We start from the raw sequence: 19,237 nt of genomic DNA, 5'->3' as shown, positions 1-19,237 counted from the left end.
TGCCCACAACGGGCGGGGTGCAGGCCCACACGGGCGGGGCGCGGGCGCAGCCCACAACACCGGGGCGCAGCCCACAACAGCGGGGCGCAGGCCCACAACAAGCGGGGGCGCAGGCCCACAACGCGGCGCCGCAACGGGGCGGGCCGCAGCCCACGACGCGCGACCACAGCCCGGCAGCAAGGCGAGCCGCAGTCAACCCGCAAGCCACGCCCCCACCAGGCGCACCGGGGACACAATGGACCCGTGCCCGAAGGAGACACCATCTGGCAGGTCGCCCGGCACCTGCACACCGCGCTCGCCGGCCAGGTCCTCACCCGCGCGGACCTCCGTGTGCCCCGGTTCGCCACCGCGGACCTCACGGGCCGCACGCTCCTGGACGTGACGCCGCGGGGCAAGCATCTGCTGGCCCGGATCGAGGGCGGGCTCACTTTGCACTCCCATCTGCGGATGGAGGGGGCGTGGCGGGTGTACGCCACGGGAGAGCGTCCGCGCGGTGGCCCCGCGCATCAGATCCGGGCGATCCTCGGGAACGCCGAGTCCACGGCGTACGGCTACCGGCTCCCGGTCCTGGAGCTGATCCGTACCGCCGAGGAGTCCCGTGCGGTCGGCCATCTGGGGCCGGACCTCCTGGGACCCGACTGGGACCCGGCGGAGGCGGAGCGCCGACTGTGCGCCGACCCGGCGCGGCCGCTCGGCGAGGCGCTGCTCGACCAGCGGAACCTGGCCGGCATCGGCAACGTGTACAAGTCGGAGCTGGCGTTCCTCGCCGCCGTCTCGCCCTGGCTGCCGGTCGGCGACCTCGGCCCCGACGTCCCCGCCCGGCTGGTGGCTACCGCTCACCGCCTCCTGGAGGCGAACAAGGACCGCCCGGACCGCCGCACGACCACCACGCGCCGGCCCGGCACCCCGCTCCATGTCTACGGTCGCGAGGGACGCCCCTGTCTGCGCTGCGGCGCCCCGATCCGCAGGACCGACGCCGAGCCGGGAAACGGCGACCGGATCACCTACTGGTGCCCGGCCTGCCAGCCGGGCCCCACCCGCACCGAACCCTGAACCCCGCCTCACCTCACCACCAACCCACACACCCCCGCCCCACCACCTGACTCCCACCCCACCCCACCAATTGACGCGCCGTCAGATCCAGTCGTACGGTCCCGACATGACCCTCTCGGCGTACGACCTCACCGGCCGCACCGCGTTCGTCACCGGCGCCGCGAGCGGGATCGGCCGCGCGACCGCGGCCCTCCTCGCCGTGGCCGGCGCGACGGTGCACTGCGCGGACCTCGACGAGCGCGGGCTCAAGGAGACCGCCGCGCTGATCGCGCGGGACGGGGGAACCGCGCACACGCACGCGCTCGACGTCACGGACCGCGCGGCGCTGGCCGCCGCCGTCCGCTCCGCGGGTCCGCTCCACGTCATGGCGGCCATCGCCGGGATCATGCACACGAGCCCGGTCCTGGAGACCCTCGACGAGGACCTCGACCGTGTGCTCGCCGTCAACTTCAAGGGGGTCCTGTACGCGTGCCAGGAGGCGGCCCGCTCGATGATCGCCTCCGGCACCAGGGGCTCGATCGTCACCATGGCCTCGGGGGCGATGGACACCGCGAGCCCGGGCCTCCTCTGCTACAGCGTCGCCAAGGCGGCCGTCGTCCAGCTGACGAAGACCCTGGCGACGGAGACCGGGCCGCACGGCATCCGGGTCAACGCGGTCGCCCCGGGGTGGATCCGTACGCCCATGACCGACCGCCACGAACCGGCCGCCCAGGAGCAGGCGGAGGCGGCGATGGTCCGTCACTCACCTCTGGGACGGGTCGGGGAGGCCGAGGACATCGCCCACGCGGTGCTCCACCTCGCCTCCGACGCCTCGTCGTTCACGACCGGTCAGATCCTCCGCCCCAACGGCGGCGTCGCCATGCCCTGGTAGTTCCTCGCGAGGCCGCGCCCGGTTCGCCCACCGGCACGCCCGCGGTTCCCCCGGCCACCCCCGAAGCCGTCCGCCGCGACGAGGCCGCCACGTGCACCGGCAGCAGGCTCAGGCCCCAACCACCCGCGGCCACGGCGCCCTCCACCGTCCCGGTCTCCGCGGGCACGAGCAGCAGGCGCAGCACCGCCCACCACCAGAGCCCCCCGGCCGCCACTCCGAGCGCGACCAGCGCGAGCGTCATCAGCGGAACCCGTCGCCGTACCATGGCCGCCTCCTGCCGTCGACGCTAGACCGGCAGGATCACCCTGCGGGAGGGCGCACCGAGGCAGTCCCGGCGCACGCGTTACGCCTTCCACCATGGCACGGCACACCGGGACACGGCATCTCGGACGAAAAGCCCCGAAAAGAACCAACGGCGCCGCGGGAACCCGCCCCGAGAACCAAGGAAGCCCCCCGGTCCGGCGAAGGCAAAGAGAAAGACAAAGAGAAAGGCCCCGACCGGCGCCCCGCAGGGCGTCGACCGGGGCCTCGCCCCATGTGCTTCGGTTCAGGCGGCGACGACGTTGACCGCTTCCGTGGGCGCCTTGATGGTCACCCGCTCGGTGGGCACACCTGCCACCGACGTCACCGACACCGAATTGAGCCTCGGGCGCACCGGTGTCGGCACCGGTTCGCTCGACGCTGCCGACTCGGCCAGTTCGGCGAGCGACAGCTCGTCGCTCACTTCGCGCATGAGCTCGGACATCCGTACGTCCAGCGCGTCGCAGATCGCGGAGAGCAGCTCGGAGGAAGCCTCCTTCTGCCCCCGCTCCACCTCGGAGAGATAGCCGAGCGAGACTCGGGCGGACGAGGAGACTTCGCGCAGAGTACGGCCCTGGCGCTGGCGCTGCCGACGCAGCACGTCACCCAGCAGGCGACGGAGCAGAATCATCGGTGGCTCCCTCCTCGGACCGCGTAGCCGCATCCTTCACGCACCACCGTACCGCCTCGGGGTGCGGCCGTGCGGGGAGCGATGTCGTGTTCACTCAGGGCTGCAAACATCAATTCCCCCCGTTGTGTTCCGTATCCTGTGCCCGCGCATTTCCCGAGAGTTCCTCAAGGAGCAGTTCCAACACGCTCCGTACGCTCTCTCTACGAATGTCCGCGCGGTCGCCGTTCAACCTCAACGAGACCACTTTCCCGGCGCGGGCGCCTGTCGCGACCGGCCCCGCGACCGCCACGTAGACGGTTCCGACGGCGTGGCCGTCCTGCGGGTCGGGCCCCGCGACCCCGGTCGTCGAGATGCCCCAGTCGGCGCCGAGCCGGTCCCGTACACCGGCCGCCATCTGCAGCGCGACCTCCGGGTCCACCGCTCCGCGCTCCGCGAGGAGGGCCCGGTCGACGCCGAGGAGCTCGTGCTTGAGGGCCGTGGCGTAGGCCGTGACGGACCCCTGGAAGGCCTTCGACGCTCCGGGTACGCCGGTGAGCTCGGCGGCCACCAGGCCACCCGTGAGCGACTCCGCCGCGGCGAGCGTGTGATCACGCTCCGCGAGCAGCGCCAGCACCCGGGCGGCCTCGGTCATCGCGTCGACGCCTCCGGCCGCGCCGCCGCGCGCTCAGCGGCGAGCCCCTTGCGCCGGAGCACGACGGCCTGTCGCACATAGTCCAGACCGGTGACGACCGTCAGCACGACGGCAACCGCCATCACCCAGAAGCGCAGGGTGGCCAGCGGCCCGGTGAGCATCAGGACGTACATGCCGACGGCCGTGCCCTGGGCGAGCGTCTTCACCTTGCCGCCGCGGCTGGCCGGGATGACCCCGTGCCGGATGACCCAGAACCGCATGAGGGTGATCCCCAGCTCGCGGGCCAGGATGACCCCGGTCACCCACCAGGGCAGGTCCCCGAGGACGGACAGGCTGACGAGTCCGGCCGCCATGATCGCCTTGTCGGCGATCGGGTCGGCGATCTTCCCGAAGTCGGTGACCAGGTTGTACGTACGGGCCAGGTGCCCGTCGAAGACGTCCGTGATCATGGCCACCGCGAAGGCCGCCCAGGCCCAGGCCCGCCACGCGGGGTCGTGTCCGCCGTCCTGGAACAGCAGGATCACGAAGCCCGGGACGAGCACGAGCCGGATCATGGTGAGGATGTTGGCGATGTTCCACAGGCTGGCCTGGTTGACGGCAGCCGCGCCCAGCTTGCCGCGGGGCGCCGGCCTACCGGTCCCGCCCGTCGCGGATGCCGGGACTCCGGTCATCTGCCTGCCTCCTCGAAAAGACACTCGGCCACCAGGTCGACGCCTTCCGTGCCGACGACCTTCGCACTGACCATACGGCCCGGAGCGAGGTCGGGGCTCGTACCGTCGGCCGTGGTGAGGAACACCTGGCCGTCCGTCTCGGGCGCCTGGTGGGCGGCGCGGCCGATCCAGCCGTCCTCCTCGTCCAGGGTCTCGACGAGTACTTCCAGGGTCTCTCCGATGCGCTCCTCGGCGCGCTGCGCCGTGAGCTCCTCGGCGAGCCGGGAAAGGTGGGCGAGCCGCTCGTCGACGACCTCCTGGTCGAGCTTGTGCTCGTACGTGGCGGCCTCGGTGCCGTCCTCGTCGGAGTAGCCGAAGACGCCGATGGCGTCGAGGCGGGCGTGGGTGATGAAGCGTTCCAGCTCGGCGAAGTCCGCCTCGGTCTCGCCGGGGAAGCCGACGATGAAGTTGGAGCGCGCACCGGCGGTCGGGGCCTTGGAGCGGATCGTCTCCAGGAGCTCCAGGAAGCGGTCGGTGTCACCGAAGCGGCGCATGGCCCGGAGCACGTCCGGGGCGCTGTGCTGGAAGGACAGGTCGAAGTAGGGCACGACCTTGTCGGTCGATGTCAGGACGTCGATGAGGCCCGGGCGCATCTCGGCGGGCTGGAGGTAGCTGACCCGGACGCGCTCGATGCCGTCGACGGCGGCGAGGTCGGGCAGGAGGCTCTCCAGGAGCCGGATGTCGCCGAGGTCCTTGCCGTAGGAGGTGTTGTTCTCGGAGACCAGCATGACCTCCTTGACGCCCTGCTCGGCGAGCCAGCGCGTCTCGTTCAGCACGTCGGAGGGACGGCGCGAGACGAAGGAGCCGCGGAAGGAGGGGATGGCGCAGAAGGAGCAGCGGCGGTCGCAGCCGGAGGCGAGCTTCACCGAGGCGACGGGGCTGGCGTCGAGCCGGCGGCGGAGCGGCGCGCGCGGCCCGGAGGCCGGCGCGAGTCCCTCGGGAAGGTCGGCGGGGGCGTCGACCGGGGCCTCGGCGGAGTCGCCGTGTCCCGGGAGGGCCACGGCCGCGGCCGCCTCCTGGCGCTCGACGGGCGACAGCGGCAGCAGCTTGCGCCGGTCACGCGGAGTGTGGGCCTCGACACTGCCACCGTTGAGGATGGTCTGGAGGCGGTTGGAGATGTCGGCGTAGTCGTCGAAGCCCAGGACGCCGTCGGCCTCCGGGAGGGCTTCGGCGAGCTCCTTGCCGTACCTCTCGGCCATGCAGCCGACGGCGACGACGGCCTGGGTCCGGCCGTGGTCCTTCAGATCATTGGCTTCGAGCAGGGCGTCGACGGAGTCCTTCTTGGCGGCCTCGACGAATCCGCAGGTGTTGACGACTGCGACGTCCGCTTCTTCGGCGTTCTCGACGAGCTCCCAGCCGTCCGCTGCCAAGCGGCCTGCGAGCTCCTCCGAGTCCACCTCGTTACGGGCGCAGCCAAGAGTGACAAGGGCGACGGTACGGCGTTCGGGCATGGACTCAAGACTACTTCGTCCCGGCCGTTCCCCCGTCGCGCAGGGTTCACCTGCGCGACAGAGGTCACATCACGGGCCGGGCAGCGCGGCTCAGCCGGCCTCGGGGTCGCCCTTGGTGTAGGTCAGCCGCTCGACCTGGCCGGATTCGAACTTGTCCGCGACCTTCTTGCCGTTCACGTACAGCTCGATCGCGCCCGCGTTGCCGAGGACCAGGTCGATGCGCTCGTCGTCCTGGTAGGTCTTCGACTCGCCCTTGAGGAGGAGCCCGTCGAAGAGCAGCTTGCCGTCGTGCGCCTTGGCCGAGATCCAGCTCTTGTCGTCGACGGCGGTGAGCTTGACCGTGACCTTGTCCTGCGGGACGGCGGCGATCGCGCTCTCGGTGGGCTTCGGGGCGACGGGCTTGACCGGCTTCGGCTTGGCGGAGGTCGCCTTCTCCGGCGCGGGGGCGGGGCCGCCCTCTGCCGCGGTGGTCCCCTTCGGAGCCTCGTTCCCGTTGAACATCGTGAAGCCGACGAAGCCGACGACGGCGACGATGGCCGCCACCATCGCGGCGGTCCAGTTGGGCCGGCGCGGCTCGGGGCGGATGCGTTCCGCCTCGAACAGCGGGGCGGCGGGGGTGGGCGCGGGACGGCCGCCGTGCTCGGCGTCGTACTGCTCGATCAGCGCGGCCGGATCGAGCCCGACGGCGCGGGCGAGCGTGCGGATGTGGCCGCGGGCGTAGACGTCGCCGCCACAGCGCGAGAAGTCGTCCTCCTCGATCGCGTGAACGATCGGAATCCGGACACGCGTGGAGGCACTGACCTCTTCGACGGTGAGACCGGCGGCGATGCGGGCCTGCTGGAGAGCACGACCGATCGGGTCCCGGTCGTCTGCCGGGAACGTCCGGTCGTCTTCGGGGGAGTTGCCGATGGACACGAGAGCGCCTTTCGAGCGTGTAACCACCTGCTGGACGTTCAGTCTATGGGTGGTACGAAAGGGTGGGGCAACCGGGCGGGTGCTGTTTGTACGCCATGAGGTTGGGACTTCCTTCTGTCCCACCGTCCAACTTGACGTACGGCCAGGGGAAACGGTTGCCCACCGTTCCCTTACGAGTGAGTCTCGGCCCGGTCTCGATCGGGTACCCGGCCTCCCCGCCGCCACACCCGCGTTCCGCCGGACGGGTCTACGCCCCCGACTCCCCGCGGATCACGGCCAGCACGCCGTCCAGTTCGTCGGGCTTCACCAGGACGTCCCGCGCCTTCGAACCCTCACTGGGGCCGACGATGTTCCGCGACTCCATCAGGTCCATCAGACGGCCGGCCTTGGCGAAGCCGACGCGCAGCTTGCGCTGGAGCATCGAGGTGGAGCCGAACTGCGTGGAGACGACCAGCTCGGCGGCCTGGCACAGCAGGTCCAGGTCGTCGCCGATGTCCTCGTCGATCTCCTTCTTCTGCCGCTGGCCGACGGTGACGTCCTCCCGGAAGACCGGGGTCATCTGGTCCTTGCAGTGCTGCACGACGGCCGCGACCTCGCCCTCGGTGACGAAAGCACCCTGCATGCGGACGGGCTTGTTGGCGCCCATCGGCAGGAAGAGGCCGTCGCCCTTGCCGATCAGCTTCTCGGCGCCGGGCTGGTCGAGGATGACCCGGCTGTCGGCGAGCGAGGAGGTGGCGAAGGCGAGCCGTGAGGGAACGTTCGCCTTGATCAGACCGGTGACAACGTCCACCGACGGCCGCTGGGTGGCGAGCACCAGGTGGATGCCGGCCGCTCGGGCCAGCTGGGTGATCCTGACGATCGAGTCCTCGACGTCCCTCGGCGCGACCATCATCAGGTCGGCGAGCTCGTCGACGATCACCAGGAGGTACGGGTAGGGGTTGAGCTCGCGCTCGCTGCCCTCGGGCAGCTTGATCTTCCCGTCCCGGATCGCCTGGTTGAAGTCGTCGATGTGCCGGTAGCCGAACGCCGCCAGGTCGTCGTAGCGGAGGTCCATCTCCTTCACCACCCACTGGAGCGCCTCGGCGGCCCGCTTGGGGTTGGTGATGATCGGCGTGATCAGGTGCGGGATGCCCTCGTAGGCGGTGAGCTCGACCCGCTTGGGGTCGACCAGCACCATCCGGACGTCCTCTGGGGTCGCTCTTATCATGATCGACGTGATCAGGCAGTTGATGCACGAGGACTTTCCGGAGCCCGTGGCACCGGCGACCAGGACGTGCGGCATCTTCGCCAGGTTGGCCATCTCGTAGCCGCCCTCGACGTTCTTGCCGAGCGCGACCAGCATCGGGTGGTCGTCCTCGGCCGCGGCCGCCAGGCGCAGCACGTCGCCGAGGTTGACCATCTCGCGGTCGCTGTTCGGGATCTCGATGCCCACCGCGGACTTGCCGGGGATCGGCGAGATGATCCGCACGTCGGGCGAGGCCACGGCGTACGCGATGTTCTTGGTGAGGGCCGTGATCTTCTCGACCTTCACGGCGGGGCCGAGCTCGACCTCGTACCGCGTGACCGTCGGGCCGCGGGTGAACCCCGTGACGGCCGCGTCGACCTTGAACTCGGTGAAGACGTTGGTGAGCGCGTCCACGACCGCGTCGTTGGCGGCACTGCGCGTCTTGCCGGGCCCGCCTCGCTCCAGGAGGTCGAGCGAGGGCAGCGCGTACGTGATGTCGCCGGCGAGCTGGAGCTGCTCGGCCCTGGGCGGCAGGTCGGTCGGCTCGGGTGCCGGCTTGGTCAGATCGGGTACGCCTCCGCCGGGGCGCCGGTCGCCGCCGCGCGCGGGCGGTACGGGCGCGGCCGACGCCGCCTTCTCGGCCTTCTCCGCGGCGGTCGCGGCCACGGCGGCGTCCCGCTCGGCGGTGACGTCCCTGGTCAGGTCGGCGACGATCGGCGACGGCGGCATGCCGTTCAGGACGGCGCCGTCGAGCGCGGCGGCCGCGGCCGCGGCGACGTCCACCGGGTCCATGCCGGGGTCGAAGGCGGGCGCCTCGACGGAGCGGCGCGGGGTCCGGCCGCGGCGCTCCAGCATCTCCGCCTCCGCCCGGTCCACGTCGTACGGTTCGGCGGGGCCGGTGGCGCGACGGCGGGCGGGCCGGGGCCGGGCGGGCTGCGGACCCCGCCATTCCTCGTCGTACCCCTCGTATCCCTCCTGCTCCTCGGCCTCCGCCGGGTCGTAGGCGGGTTCGACGATGCCGAGCCTGGCGCCGAGGGCGCGCAGCCGCTGCGGGATCGCGTTGACCGGGGTGGCGGTGACGACGAGCAGGCCGAAGACGGTGAGCAGCACCAGCATCGGTACGGCGAGGGCCTCGCCCATCATGAAGACGAGGGGCTGCGAGGCCGCCCAGCCGATGAGGCCGCCGGCGTCCTGCATGGCGGCGCTGCCGTCGCCGCGCCCCGGCGAACCGCAGGCGATGTGGACCTGGCCGAGGACGCCGATGACGAGGGCGGAGAGGCCGATGCTGATCCGGCCGTTGGCCTCGGGCTTCTCCGGATAGAGGATCAGCCGGATGCCGATCGCCCCGAGCAGCAGCGGAACCAGCAGGTCGAGGCGGCCGAACGATCCGGTCACCAGCATCTCGACGAGGTCGCCGACCGGCCCGCGCAGGTTGGACCAGGTGCCGGCGGCGACGATCAGCGCGATGCCGAGCAGCAGCAGTGCGAGGCCGTCCTTGCGGTGGGCCGGGTCGAGGCCCTTGGCGCCACGCCCTATCCCCCGGAACATCGCCCCCACTCCGTGGGCGAGGCCGAGCCAGGCGCCGCGCGCGAGCCGGTAGACGCCACCGGTCGGCGACGGGGCCGGCCGCGGGGCGGCCTTCTTCGCCGCCGTCTTCCGCGCGGGAGCACGCTTGGCGGGCGCGGCCTTCTTCGCCGGCGCCTTCTTGGCGGGGGGTTTGGCGGGGGACTTCGCGGGTGCCGCTTTCTTCGCGGCGCCCGCCGTACGACCGGCGCGCGGCTTCGCGGCGCCCGCCGTGCCCTGGGAACCCTTGCCGGACGTACGTGAAGCCATGGTGCTGAGGTTACCGGTGAAGCTTCGGGCTGTCCGCCTCACCCGAACGTGTCGCCCGTGCCGCGGCACGATACTGACGCCCTATCACGACAAACCGGACAAGAGTGACGATACGTCAGATTGAAACGGGGGCCGTCTGCTTCGTGCGCGCCTACACCGGCGCGCGGCAGCGCCGACGCGACTCCGGTCGGGCAGCGTCGGCTCAGCTCTGGGCGGGCAGCGTCGGCACGGCGCCCGTGCCGGGCTCCAGCGCGTCGAGGGCTCGGCGCAAGCCGGTGAGCTTGCGCTCCAGATGCGCGGCGGTGGCGACGGCGGCCGCATCGGCGGAGTCGTCGTCGAGCTGCTTCGACAGCGCCTCCGCCTGCTCCTCGACCGCAGCGAGCCGCGCGGAGAGCTCGGCGAGCAGACCCGCGGCCTCCTTGCCCTGACCGCCCTCGCCCCCGCCCTCCAACTGCAGCCGCAGCAGGGCGGCCTGCTCGCGCAGCTTGCAGTTCTTCATGTAGAGCTCGACGAAGACGGAGACCTTGGCGCGCAGCACCCACGGGTCGAACGGCTTGGAGATGTAGTCGACCGCGCCGGCCGCGTACCCGCGGAAGGTGTGGTGCGGGCCGTGGTTGATGGCGGTGAGGAAGATGATCGGGATGTCGCGGGTCCGCTCGCGCCGCTTGATGTGCGCGGCGGTCTCGAATCCGTCCATTCCCGGCATCTGGACGTCGAGCAGGATGACCGCGAAGTCGTCCGTCAACAGCGCCTTGAGCGCTTCCTCCCCGGACGATGCCCGCACCAGCGTCTGATCGAGCGCGGAGAGAATGGCCTCCAGCGCCAGCAGATTCTCCGGCCGGTCATCGACCAGGAGGATCTTGGCCTTCTGCACCATGCCCCGTCCTCCTCGTCCCGGCAACGGCTCGCCCCGGCTCCCGGAACCGGGGGAAGCACCGGGCGCCGCCCCAGAAGACGACTCCGTAACGCCGTCCGTCCTTGTGCCGGTCATCGTAGCCGCACCCCGCCCGTCGCCACACCCTGTCACCGCGATGTCACTGTGCACGTAGCAGAAACGCGGTGGGAGACCAGAAGGTTCCCCGTATACCGCCCTCTCACACGCCCGTGGCGACGTTCCGTCAGCAGAGTCCGGGGGGCCGCGCGGAGCGCCGCGCGGACCCCCGGGCCCGGGTCACTCGCCCCGCATCCACTGCTCCATGACGGACAGCAGGTGATCGGGGTCGACCGGCTTCGTCACATAGGCCGAGGCACCCGACTCGATCGCCTTCTCCTTGTCGCCCTTCATCGCCTTGGCCGTCAGGGCGATGATCGGGAGCCCGGCGAACTGCGGCATCCGCCGGATCGCGGTCGTCGTCGCGTACCCGTCCATCTCCGGCATCATGATGTCCATCAGGACGACCGTCACGTCGTCGTTCTGTTCCAGGACCTCGATGCCCTCCCGCCCGTTCTCGGCGTACAGCACCGCCAGACCGTGCTGCTCCAGGACGCTGGTGAGCGCGAAGACGTTGCGGATGTCGTCGTCCACGATGAGGACCCGCTCGCCGGAGAAGTTGAAGGTGCGGCGCGGTTCGACCTCCGCCTCGTGCTCCGCCCGGTCCTGCGCGATCGGCTCGCCGGGCTGCCCCGGCACCGCGTTCCGCGTCCCGGTCGCCTCCGCCGCGGCCTTGCGCCGGTGGCGGAACAGAGCCCCGGCCCCGGACCTGGCCTCGGTCCGCACGGGCGGCGGCGGGAAGTGCGGGTACGGGTGGATGGCCCCGCCCGTACCCTCCTCCGCACCCTGCTGCGGGTCCTCGGCGTCCGCCCCGCCCTGCCCGTACCCGTGCGACGGGAGCTCCGTCGGGCTCAGCGGCAGGTAGAGCGTGAACGTCGAGCCACGGCCCGGCTCGCTCGCCGCGAAGATCTCGCCGCCGAGCAGCCGCGCGATCTCCCGGCTGATCGAAAGACCCAGACCCGTACCGCCGTACTTGCGGCTGGTCGTGCCGTCGGCCTGCTTGAACGCCTCGAAGATCACCCGCATCTTGCCGGCCGCGATCCCGATGCCCGTGTCGGTGACCGAGAACGCGATGAGGGCCGCCTCCGGATCGCGCAGCGACCCGGCCTCCAGGAGCTGTTCGCGGATCGACTGCGGCACGTCCGCGCCGGCCGGCCGGATCACCAGCTCCACCGCTCCCGTGTCGGTGAACTTCACCGCGTTGGAGAGGAGGTTGCGCAGCACCTGGAGCAGCCGCTGCTCGTCGGTGTGGAGCGTGGCCGGCAGTTCGGGCGAGACCCGCACCGAGAAGTCGAGCCCCTTCTCCGCCGTGAGCGGCCGGAAGGTGGCCTCGACGTAGTCGACGAGCTGGACCAGCGCGATCCGCGTCGGCGAGACGTCCATCTTGCCCGCCTCGACCTTGGACAGGTCCAGGATGTCGTTGATCAGCTGGAGCAGGTCCGAACCCGCCCCGTGGATGGTCTCCGCGAACTCGACCTGCTTCGGCGTCAGGTTCGTCTCGGCGTTGTCCGCGAGCAACTTGGCCAGGATCAGCAGCGAGTTGAGCGGGGTCCGCAGCTCGTGCGACATGTTCGCGAGGAACTCCGACTTGTAGCGCATGGAGACCGCGAGCTGTTCGGCACGCTCCTCCAGGACCTGCCGGGCCTCCTCGATCTCGGTGTTCTTCACCTCGATGTCGCGGTTCTGCCGGGCGAGCAGCTCTGCCTTCTCCTCCAGCTCCAGGTTGGAGCCCTGGAGCTCCTTCTGCCGGTGCTCCAGCTCGGCCGAGCGCTCCTTCAGCTGCTCGGTGAGCTCCTGCGACTGCTGGAGCAGCACCTCGGTCTTGGTGTTGACGCTGATGGTGTTGACCGTGGTGGCGATCAGCTCGGCGAGCTGGTTGAGGAAGTCGCGCTGGATCTGGGTGAACGGCTGGAACGACGCCAGCTCGATCACCCCGAGGACCTTCCCCTCGAAGAGGACCGGCAGCACGATCACGTGCGCGGGCGCGGCCTCGCCGAGCCCCGACGAGATCTTCAGGTAGCCCGGCGGCACGTTGACCTGGATGGTCCGCTTCTCCTCGGCCGCCGTCCCGATGAGCGTCTCGCCGGGACGGAACGAGGTCGGCATCGACCCGGTGGAGTAGCCGTAACTCCCGCGCATCCGCAGCTCGTACGAGCCGTCGCCCTCGCCCACGAGTTCTGCGTCGCTGTGGGCGTGTCCGGTCGGCATCGCGACGAAGAAGGCGCCGTGCTGGGCCGAGACCACCGGCGTCAGCTCGCTCATGATGAGCGAGGCGACGTCGTCCAGGTCCCGGCGGCCCTGCATGAGGCCGGAGATGCGGGCCAGGTTGCCCTTCAGCCAGTCCTGCTCCTCGTTGGCGAGGGTGGTGTCGCGCAGGTTCGCGATCATGGTGTTGATGTTCTCCTGGAGGGCCTGGATCTCGCCCGCCGCGTCGACACCGTCGATCTTGAGGTTGAGGTCGCCGCGGGTCACCGCCGTGGCGACGGCCGCGATCGCCCGCACCTGACGGGTCAGGTTCCCGGCCATCTCGTTCACGGACTCCGTGAGGTCCCGCCAGGTGCCGTCCACGTCACGGACCCGGGCCTGGCCGCCCAGCTGACCGTCCGTACCCACCTCGCGGGCGACCCGGGTGACCTCCTCGGCGAAGTTCGAGAGCTGGTCGACCATCGTGTTGATGGTGCTCTTCAGCTCCTGGATCTCACCGCGCGCGTCGATGTCGATCTTCTTGGTGAGGTCGCCCTTGGCGATGGCGGTGGTGACGGCGGCGATCTGGCGCACCTGACCGGTGAGGTTGTCGGCCATGCCGTTCACCGAGTCCGTCAGGTCCCGCCAGGTGCCCGACACCCCCGGCACCCGGGCCTGGCCGCCCAGGATGCCGTCCGTGCCCACCTCACGGGCCACGCGGGTGACCTCGTCGGCGAAGGACGACAGCGTCGTCACCATCGTGTTGACGGTGTCGGCGAGCTCGGCGACCTCGCCGCGCGCCTCGACCGTCACCTTCTTCGTGAGGTCGCCGTTGGCGACGGCCGCCGAGACCCGGGAGATGTTCCGCACCTGGCTGGTCAGGTTGTTGGCCATCAGGTTGACGTTGTCGCTGAGGTCCTTCCACGTGCCCGTGACACCGCGCACGCGTGCCTGGCCGCCGAGGATGCCCTCCGTACCCACCTCACGGGCCACGCGCGTGACCTCGTCCGCGAAGTTCGACAGCTGGTCGACCATCGTGTTGACGGTCGTCACCAGCTCCAGGATCTCGCCCCGGGCGTCGACCGTGATCTTCTTCGACAGGTCGCCCATGGCGACGGCCGTGGTGACCTCGGCGATGTTCCGCACCTGGATGGTGAGGTTGTTCGCCATGAAGTTCACCGACTGGGTGAGGTCCTTCCAGGTGCCGGAGACCCCCTGCACCTCGGCCTGACCGCCCAGCATGCCCTCGGTGCCCACCTCGCGGGCCACCCTGGTGACCTGCTCGGCGAAGTTCGACAGCTGGTCCACCATCGTGTTGAGGGTGTTCTTCAGCTCCAGGATCTCGCCGCGCGCGTCCACGTCGATCTTCTGCGACAGGTCGCCGCGCGCCACCGCGGTGGCGACCTGCGCGATGTTGCGGACCTGGGTGGTGAGGTTCCCGGCCATGCCGTTCACCGAGTCCGTCAGGTCACGCCACACCCCGGCCACGCCCGGCACCTGCGCCTGACCACCGAGCCGCCCGTCCGTACCCACCTCGCGGGCCACCCGGGTCACCTGGTCCGCGAAGGCGGAGAGCTGGTCGACCATCGTGTTGATGGTGTTCTTCAGCTCCAGGATCTCGCCGCGCGCGTCCACGTCGATCTTCTGCGACAGGTCGCCGCGCGCCACCGCCGTCGTCACCTGGGCGATCTGCCGCACCTGCGAAGTCAGGTTGCCGGCCATGAAGTTGACGGAGTCGGTGAGCTCCCGCCAACGGCCGGCTTCAGCTCCAGCATCTCGCCGGCCACGTCCACCGTGACCTTCTGCGACAGGTCACCGTTGGCGACCGCCGTCGTCACCTGCGCGATGTCCCGCACCTGACCGGTCAGGTTGCGGAAGGCCGTGTTCACCGAATCGGTGAGGTCCTTCCACGTGCCCGCCGCTTCAGCTCCAGCATCTCGCCGGCCACGTCCACCGTGACCTTCTGCGACAGGTCACCGTTGGCGACCGCCGTCGTCACCTGCGCGATGTCCCGCACCTGCGTGGTGATGTTCCGGAAGACGGTGTTGACGGAGTCCGTGAGGTCCTTCCACGTACCCGCCGCACCCGGCACCTGCGCCTGACCGCCGAGCAGACCCTGCGCGCCGACCTCGCCGGACACCCGGGTCACCTCGTCGGCGAACGTCCGCAGCGTCTCGGTCATCTGGTTGATCGTGTCCGCCAGCTGCGCGATCTCACCGCGCGCGGAGACCCGCACCTTCTGCGACAGATCGCCGTTGGCGACCGCCGTCGTCACCTCGGCGATGCCCCTCACCTGGTTGGTGAGGTTCCCCGCCATCGTGTTGACGGAGTCGGTGAGGTCCTTCCAGACGCCCGCGACCCCGGCCACCTCGGCCTGACCGCCGAGCTCACCCTCCGTACCCACCTCGCGCGCGACGCGGGTCACCTCGGACGAGAACGACGACAGCTGGTCCACCATCCGGTTGACGGTGTTCTTCAGCTCCAGCATCTCGCCGGCCACGTTCGCCGTGACCTTCTGCGACAGGTCGCCGTCGGCGACCGCCGTCGTCACCAGCGCGATGTCCCGCACCTGGGCCGTCAGCCGGTTCGCCATCGTGTTGACCGAGTCCGTGAGGTCCTTCCACGAACCGGACACCCCGCGCACCTGCGCCTGCCCGCCCAACTTTCCGTCGGTACCCACCTCGACGGCGACCCGGGTCACCTCGGAGGCGAACACCGACAGCTGGTCGACCAGGTTGTTCGCGGTACGCGCGACCTTGAGGAACTCCCCGCGCAGTGGCCGTACGGTCCCGTCGGCACCCTCCGAACGCAGGTCCATCCGCTGGTCCAGATCACCCTCGGCCACCGCCGACAGGACCCGTCCCACCTCGGACACCGGCCGGGCCAGGTCGTCGACGAGCGCGTTCGCGGCCTCGATCGCCGCCGCCCACGCCCCCTCGCTGGCCCCCGCCTCCAGACGCTCGGACAGCTTGCCCTCGCGCCCGACCACCCGCCGCACCCGGGACAGTTCTCCCGTCACGTGCATCTGCCGGTCCGCGACCTCGTTGAACACGGCGGAGATCTCCGCCATGACCCCGTCGCCGGATGCCGTGAGCCGCTTGCGGAAGTTCCCGTCCCGCATCGACACCAGTGCGGCCAAAAGCCGTTCCAGCGCCGCCGCGTCCACCTGCACCGTCCCCCCACGGGAACGTCCGCCCCTCGCGCGCGTGCCACTGCCGCCGCCACGCCGCGCCGCCGTGCCAGACTCCACCGTGTCCCTCCCGAAAGGGGTCGACCGTTCCGCTCCGGCTCACGCCGGTAGCCTGCCCAGTGTTTCACCGCGACCGAACCAGGCGATAACAGTTCGGCAGCTTCGCACAGCGTCCCTACCCCCTGGGGACGGAATCAGCGGTGACCGGCATCCGCTCGGACAGTGAAGGTAAGTAACCTGGCTTCCGGCTGTCCAACCGCCCCGGTCCGCCCGGCGGGGGCGGTGTGGTGCGCGTACGACCACCGGGCAGCGGGAGGGGCAGACCGAGCATGGCAGAGCCGGGCGTCGAGACGCGTACGAGGAGTGCTGTGATCACCGCGCGGGCGACTGCCAGCTTCGAGCCCGTCGGGCGGTCCGTCGCGGCCGCCCGCGCGTTCGTCAGGGACACCCTCCAGGGGTGGGGACACCCCGAGCTCGTCGACGACGCCGTCGTCCTCACCAGCGAACTCGTCACCAATGCCGTGATCCACGCCGGCACGGCCGCGGACGTCCTCTGCCTCCGCTCCGACGACAGCATCCGCGTCGAGGTCGCCGACCGCTACCCGGAGCGCGAGATCCCCGTCCAGAGCGGCCGCTCCTTCGGCAGCCCCGACCGCGAGAACGGCCGGGGCCTCCTGCTCTGCGCCGCCCTCGCCCACCGCTGGGGAGTCGACTACTCCCCCACCCGCAAGCACGTCTGGTTCCACCTCGACCTCGCCCAGCGCCCGGTGGGCACCCGCTCCGCCGGCCCCGTCCTCCCCGACGCCCTCCTCCCCGTCGCCGACAGCCGCGTCCGCGTCGCCGTCGTCCAGATCGACGAGGCCGGAACCGTCACCGCCTGGAACGAGGACGCCGAGGAACTCTTCGGATACGGCTCCGAGCAGGTCACCGGCAAGCCCCTCGGCGACCTCGCCGCCTGGCCCCACACCCCCGGCATCGGCACCGGCCTCGCCGAGGCCCTGCGCCTCTCCCGCTGGGAGGGCAGCTACGGCATCCGCTGCGCCGACGGCCGTGTCGTCCCCGTCTACGCCTCGCACCTCCGCGTCCGCGACGCCCAGGGCGAGCCCTCCACCGTCTGCCTCCTGGTACGCGAGCACGAGCGGGCCGTCCTCCAGACCCCCCAGCGCCCCGCCACCGATCCGGGCTCGGAGAGCCGCGCCGCCGACCCCTTCGAGGTCTTCATCGGCTCCCCCGCCCCCGACGACCTCGACGGACTCCTCCAGCGCACGGTCGAACGCGCCCGCGACATGCTCGACGGCGACGCCGCCTTCCTCCTGCTCGCCACCGACGACGAGACGGAGCTGGAGGTACGCGCGACCACCGGCCTGCCCGCCGCCCGCCAGCGCTTCGCCCGCGTCCCCGTCGAGACCGGCGCCAGCCGTTACGGCTCCGCCCGCATGCCCGCCGTCCACGAGGACCTGGCCGCCGTCCCCGGCGCCGTACCACTCCTCGAAGGCACCGGCATGCGCGCGGTCGTCACCGTCCCGTTGAAGGTCGAGGGCCGCCTCACCGGCTCCCTCGGCGTCGCGGCCGAGACCGCGAACCGCTACTCCAACGAGGAGGCCCTGCGCCTCCAGTTCGCCGCCGACCGCATCGCCCTCGCCGTGGAGTCCGCCCGCCTCGGCGAGCTCGAACGCCTGCGCCGCGGCTCCCTCAGCTTCCTCGTCGAGGCCTCCGACCTCCTGGCCGGCACCCTCGACCGCGATCAGACCCTGGCCCTGATGGCCCAGATGACGGTCCCCACCCTCGCCACCTGGTGCGCGGTCTACACGATCGCCGACCAGTCCTCCGACCCGTACCTCTCGTACGTGCTCCACGAGGACGAGGACCGCATCGACGGCCTCAAGGACCTGCTCTCCTCCATCGCCCCGCCCGACCCGGTGGCGACCCTCGGCGCCCGGGTCTGGACCGCGCCGGGCGACGCCGCCCACCGGGCCGCGCTGACCGCCTCGGTCCGCGCCCTCGACCACCCGGCGAGCCCGCTCTCGTCCGGCATCGACACCACCCTGGCCACCGCCGGGACGGTCGCCGGCGAGACCGTCGTCCTGCCCCTGGTCGCCCGCAACCGGGTGATCGGCATGCTGACGCTCGGCCGCCCCTCCGAGGACCACTTCCGCCAGGAGATCCTGGAGCTCGCCGAGGACCTCTCGCGCCGGGCCGCCCTCGCCCTGGACAACGCCCGCCTCTACTCCGAGCGCGTGGCGATCAGCCAGTCCCTCCAGCGCAGCCTCCTCCCGCCCGGCCTCCCCGAGATCCCGGGCGTCGAGGTCGACGTCATCTACCGCGCGGCCGGCGAGGGCAACGAGGTCGGAGGCGATTTCTACGACCTCTTCCCCATCCGCGACGGCGCCTACGGCTTCGCCATCGGCGACGTCTGCGGTACGGGCCCGCAGGCCGCGGCCGTCACGGGCCTGGCCCGTCACGCCCTGCGCCTCCTGGCCCGCGAGGGCTTCGGCGGCCCCGCCGTCCTGGAGCGGCTCAACGCCGCGATCCTCGACGAGGGCGACCGCAGCCGCTTCCTCACCCTGCTCTACGGCGAGATGCGCCCCCAGCCGGACGGCTCCGCGATCCTCAAGGTCGTCTGCGCGGGCCACCCCCTCCCCCTGCGCCTCCGCCCGGACGGCACCGTCGTCCCGGCCGCGGAGCCCCAGCCGCTCCTGGGCGTCATGGAGGACCTGGAGCTGTACGAGCAGACCGTCATCCTCGAACCCGGCGACGTCCTCCTCTGCGTCACGGACGGCGTGACGGAACGCCGCGAAGGCACCCGGATGCTCGGCGACGACGGCCTCGCCGACGTCCTCAAGACCTGTACGGGCCTCACCGCCGGTGCGGTCGCCTCCCGCATCCTCCGCGCCGTCGAGCGCTTCGCCCAGGCCCCCGCCTCCGACGACATGGCCATCCTCGCCATGCGCCTCCGCGAGCCCGACCCCCGCTGACCCCCGGGCCGGCCCTCCTCCCGAGGGCCGGCCCTTCCCGTCCCCTTCTCCACGACAACGCAAAAAAGGCCCCGCCTAGTGGCGGGGCCTTTTTCTTTTCAGAGCCCTTTAACGGAATCGAACCGTTGACCTTCTCCTTACCATGGAGACGCTCTACCGACTGAGCTAAAAGGGCAGGTGTTCGGCGGTGTCCTACTCTCCCACAGGGTCCCCCCTGCAGTACCATCGGCGCTGAAAGGCTTAGCTTCCGGGTTCGGAATGTAACCGGGCGTTTCCC

General features: G+C 71.2%; 11 protein-coding genes, 1 tRNA gene, 1 rRNA gene and 1 pseudogene. 3 read left to right on the top strand and 11 right to left on the bottom strand.

What is annotated here, in order from left to right; all coding sequences use genetic code 11:
- The first annotated feature begins 243 nt into the window (after positions 1–243).
- Together OO54_RS39630 and OO54_RS39625 are read left to right on the top strand one after the other, a co-directional pair.
- Positions 244–1,053, top strand: coding sequence for an Fpg/Nei family DNA glycosylase (locus OO54_RS39630; RefSeq protein ID WP_033212282.1), 810 nt, complete (start codon positions 244–246; stop codon positions 1,051–1,053).
- A 106-nt stretch (positions 1,054–1,159) separates the two neighbouring features.
- Positions 1,160–1,924, top strand: a complete 765-nt coding sequence (locus OO54_RS39625; RefSeq protein ID WP_033212279.1) for an SDR family NAD(P)-dependent oxidoreductase — start codon at positions 1,160–1,162, stop codon at positions 1,922–1,924.
- Here OO54_RS39625 and OO54_RS48040 read toward each other — a convergent pair.
- The 9 genes and pseudogenes from OO54_RS48040 to OO54_RS42060 all read right to left on the bottom strand — a co-directional run bounded on the left by OO54_RS48040 (position 1,872) and on the right by OO54_RS42060 (position 16,045).
- Positions 1,872–2,189, bottom strand: coding sequence for a hypothetical protein (locus tag OO54_RS48040; RefSeq protein ID WP_078905601.1), 318 nt, complete (start codon positions 2,187–2,189; stop codon positions 1,872–1,874). The genes OO54_RS39625 and OO54_RS48040 overlap by 53 nt on opposite strands.
- A 282-nt stretch (positions 2,190–2,471) precedes the next feature.
- Entirely contained in the window at positions 2,472–2,855 is a 384-nt protein-coding gene (locus OO54_RS39620; protein ID WP_017237739.1) for a helix-turn-helix domain-containing protein, read from the bottom strand.
- A gap of 109 nt (positions 2,856–2,964) precedes the next feature.
- The gene (locus OO54_RS39615) at positions 2,965–3,486 is read right to left on the bottom strand and encodes a CinA family protein (protein WP_033212277.1); all 522 of its coding nucleotides are present in this window, start codon (positions 3,484–3,486) and stop codon (positions 2,965–2,967) included.
- Positions 3,483–4,157 (bottom strand): CDP-diacylglycerol--glycerol-3-phosphate 3-phosphatidyltransferase, encoded by a 675-nt coding sequence (gene pgsA / locus OO54_RS39610; RefSeq protein ID WP_033212272.1) that lies wholly within the window; start codon positions 4,155–4,157, stop codon positions 3,483–3,485. Before pgsA ends, OO54_RS39615 begins: the two co-directional genes overlap by 4 nt.
- On the bottom strand, positions 4,154–5,647 hold the full coding sequence (gene rimO, locus OO54_RS39605) for a 30S ribosomal protein S12 methylthiotransferase RimO (protein ID WP_033212270.1): 1,494 nt from the start codon (positions 5,645–5,647) through the stop codon (positions 4,154–4,156). The genes pgsA and rimO overlap by 4 nt, the downstream gene beginning before the upstream one ends.
- A gap of 90 nt (positions 5,648–5,737) precedes the next feature.
- Positions 5,738–6,562 (bottom strand): helix-turn-helix domain-containing protein, encoded by an 825-nt coding sequence (locus OO54_RS39600; protein ID WP_033212264.1) that lies wholly within the window; start codon positions 6,560–6,562, stop codon positions 5,738–5,740.
- 247 nt (positions 6,563–6,809) lie between these two features.
- A complete protein-coding gene (locus OO54_RS39595; RefSeq protein WP_051787838.1) occupies positions 6,810–9,620 on the bottom strand; it encodes a DNA translocase FtsK in 2,811 nt (936 codons plus the stop codon).
- Between the two features lie 202 nt (positions 9,621–9,822).
- The gene (locus OO54_RS39590) at positions 9,823–10,497 is read right to left on the bottom strand and encodes a response regulator (protein WP_033212260.1); all 675 of its coding nucleotides are present in this window, start codon (positions 10,495–10,497) and stop codon (positions 9,823–9,825) included.
- Between the two features lie 294 nt (positions 10,498–10,791).
- A pseudogene (locus tag OO54_RS42060) lies at positions 10,792–16,045 on the bottom strand (HAMP domain-containing protein).
- 269 nt (positions 16,046–16,314) lie between these two features.
- Here OO54_RS42060 and OO54_RS39580 point away from each other — a divergent pair.
- Positions 16,315–18,960 (top strand): SpoIIE family protein phosphatase, encoded by a 2,646-nt coding sequence (locus OO54_RS39580; RefSeq protein ID WP_033212258.1) that lies wholly within the window; start codon positions 16,315–16,317, stop codon positions 18,958–18,960.
- A gap of 102 nt (positions 18,961–19,062) precedes the next feature.
- On the opposite strand, the gene OO54_RS39575 is transcribed toward OO54_RS39580, so the two are convergent.
- Both OO54_RS39575 and rrf read right to left on the bottom strand, forming a co-directional pair.
- Positions 19,063–19,135 (bottom strand) — tRNA-Thr (locus OO54_RS39575).
- Positions 19,136–19,139: 4 nt separating this feature from the next.
- Positions 19,140–19,237 (bottom strand): 5S ribosomal RNA (rrf, locus tag OO54_RS42825); the annotation flags it as partial.

It is taken from the genome of Streptomyces wedmorensis (assembly GCF_000716445.1).
Taxonomy (GTDB): domain Bacteria; phylum Actinomycetota; class Actinomycetes; order Streptomycetales; family Streptomycetaceae; genus Streptomyces; species Streptomyces wedmorensis.
The sequence above is the reverse complement of the archived record's forward strand: the minus strand, read 5'-3'. Positions and strand labels throughout refer to the sequence as shown.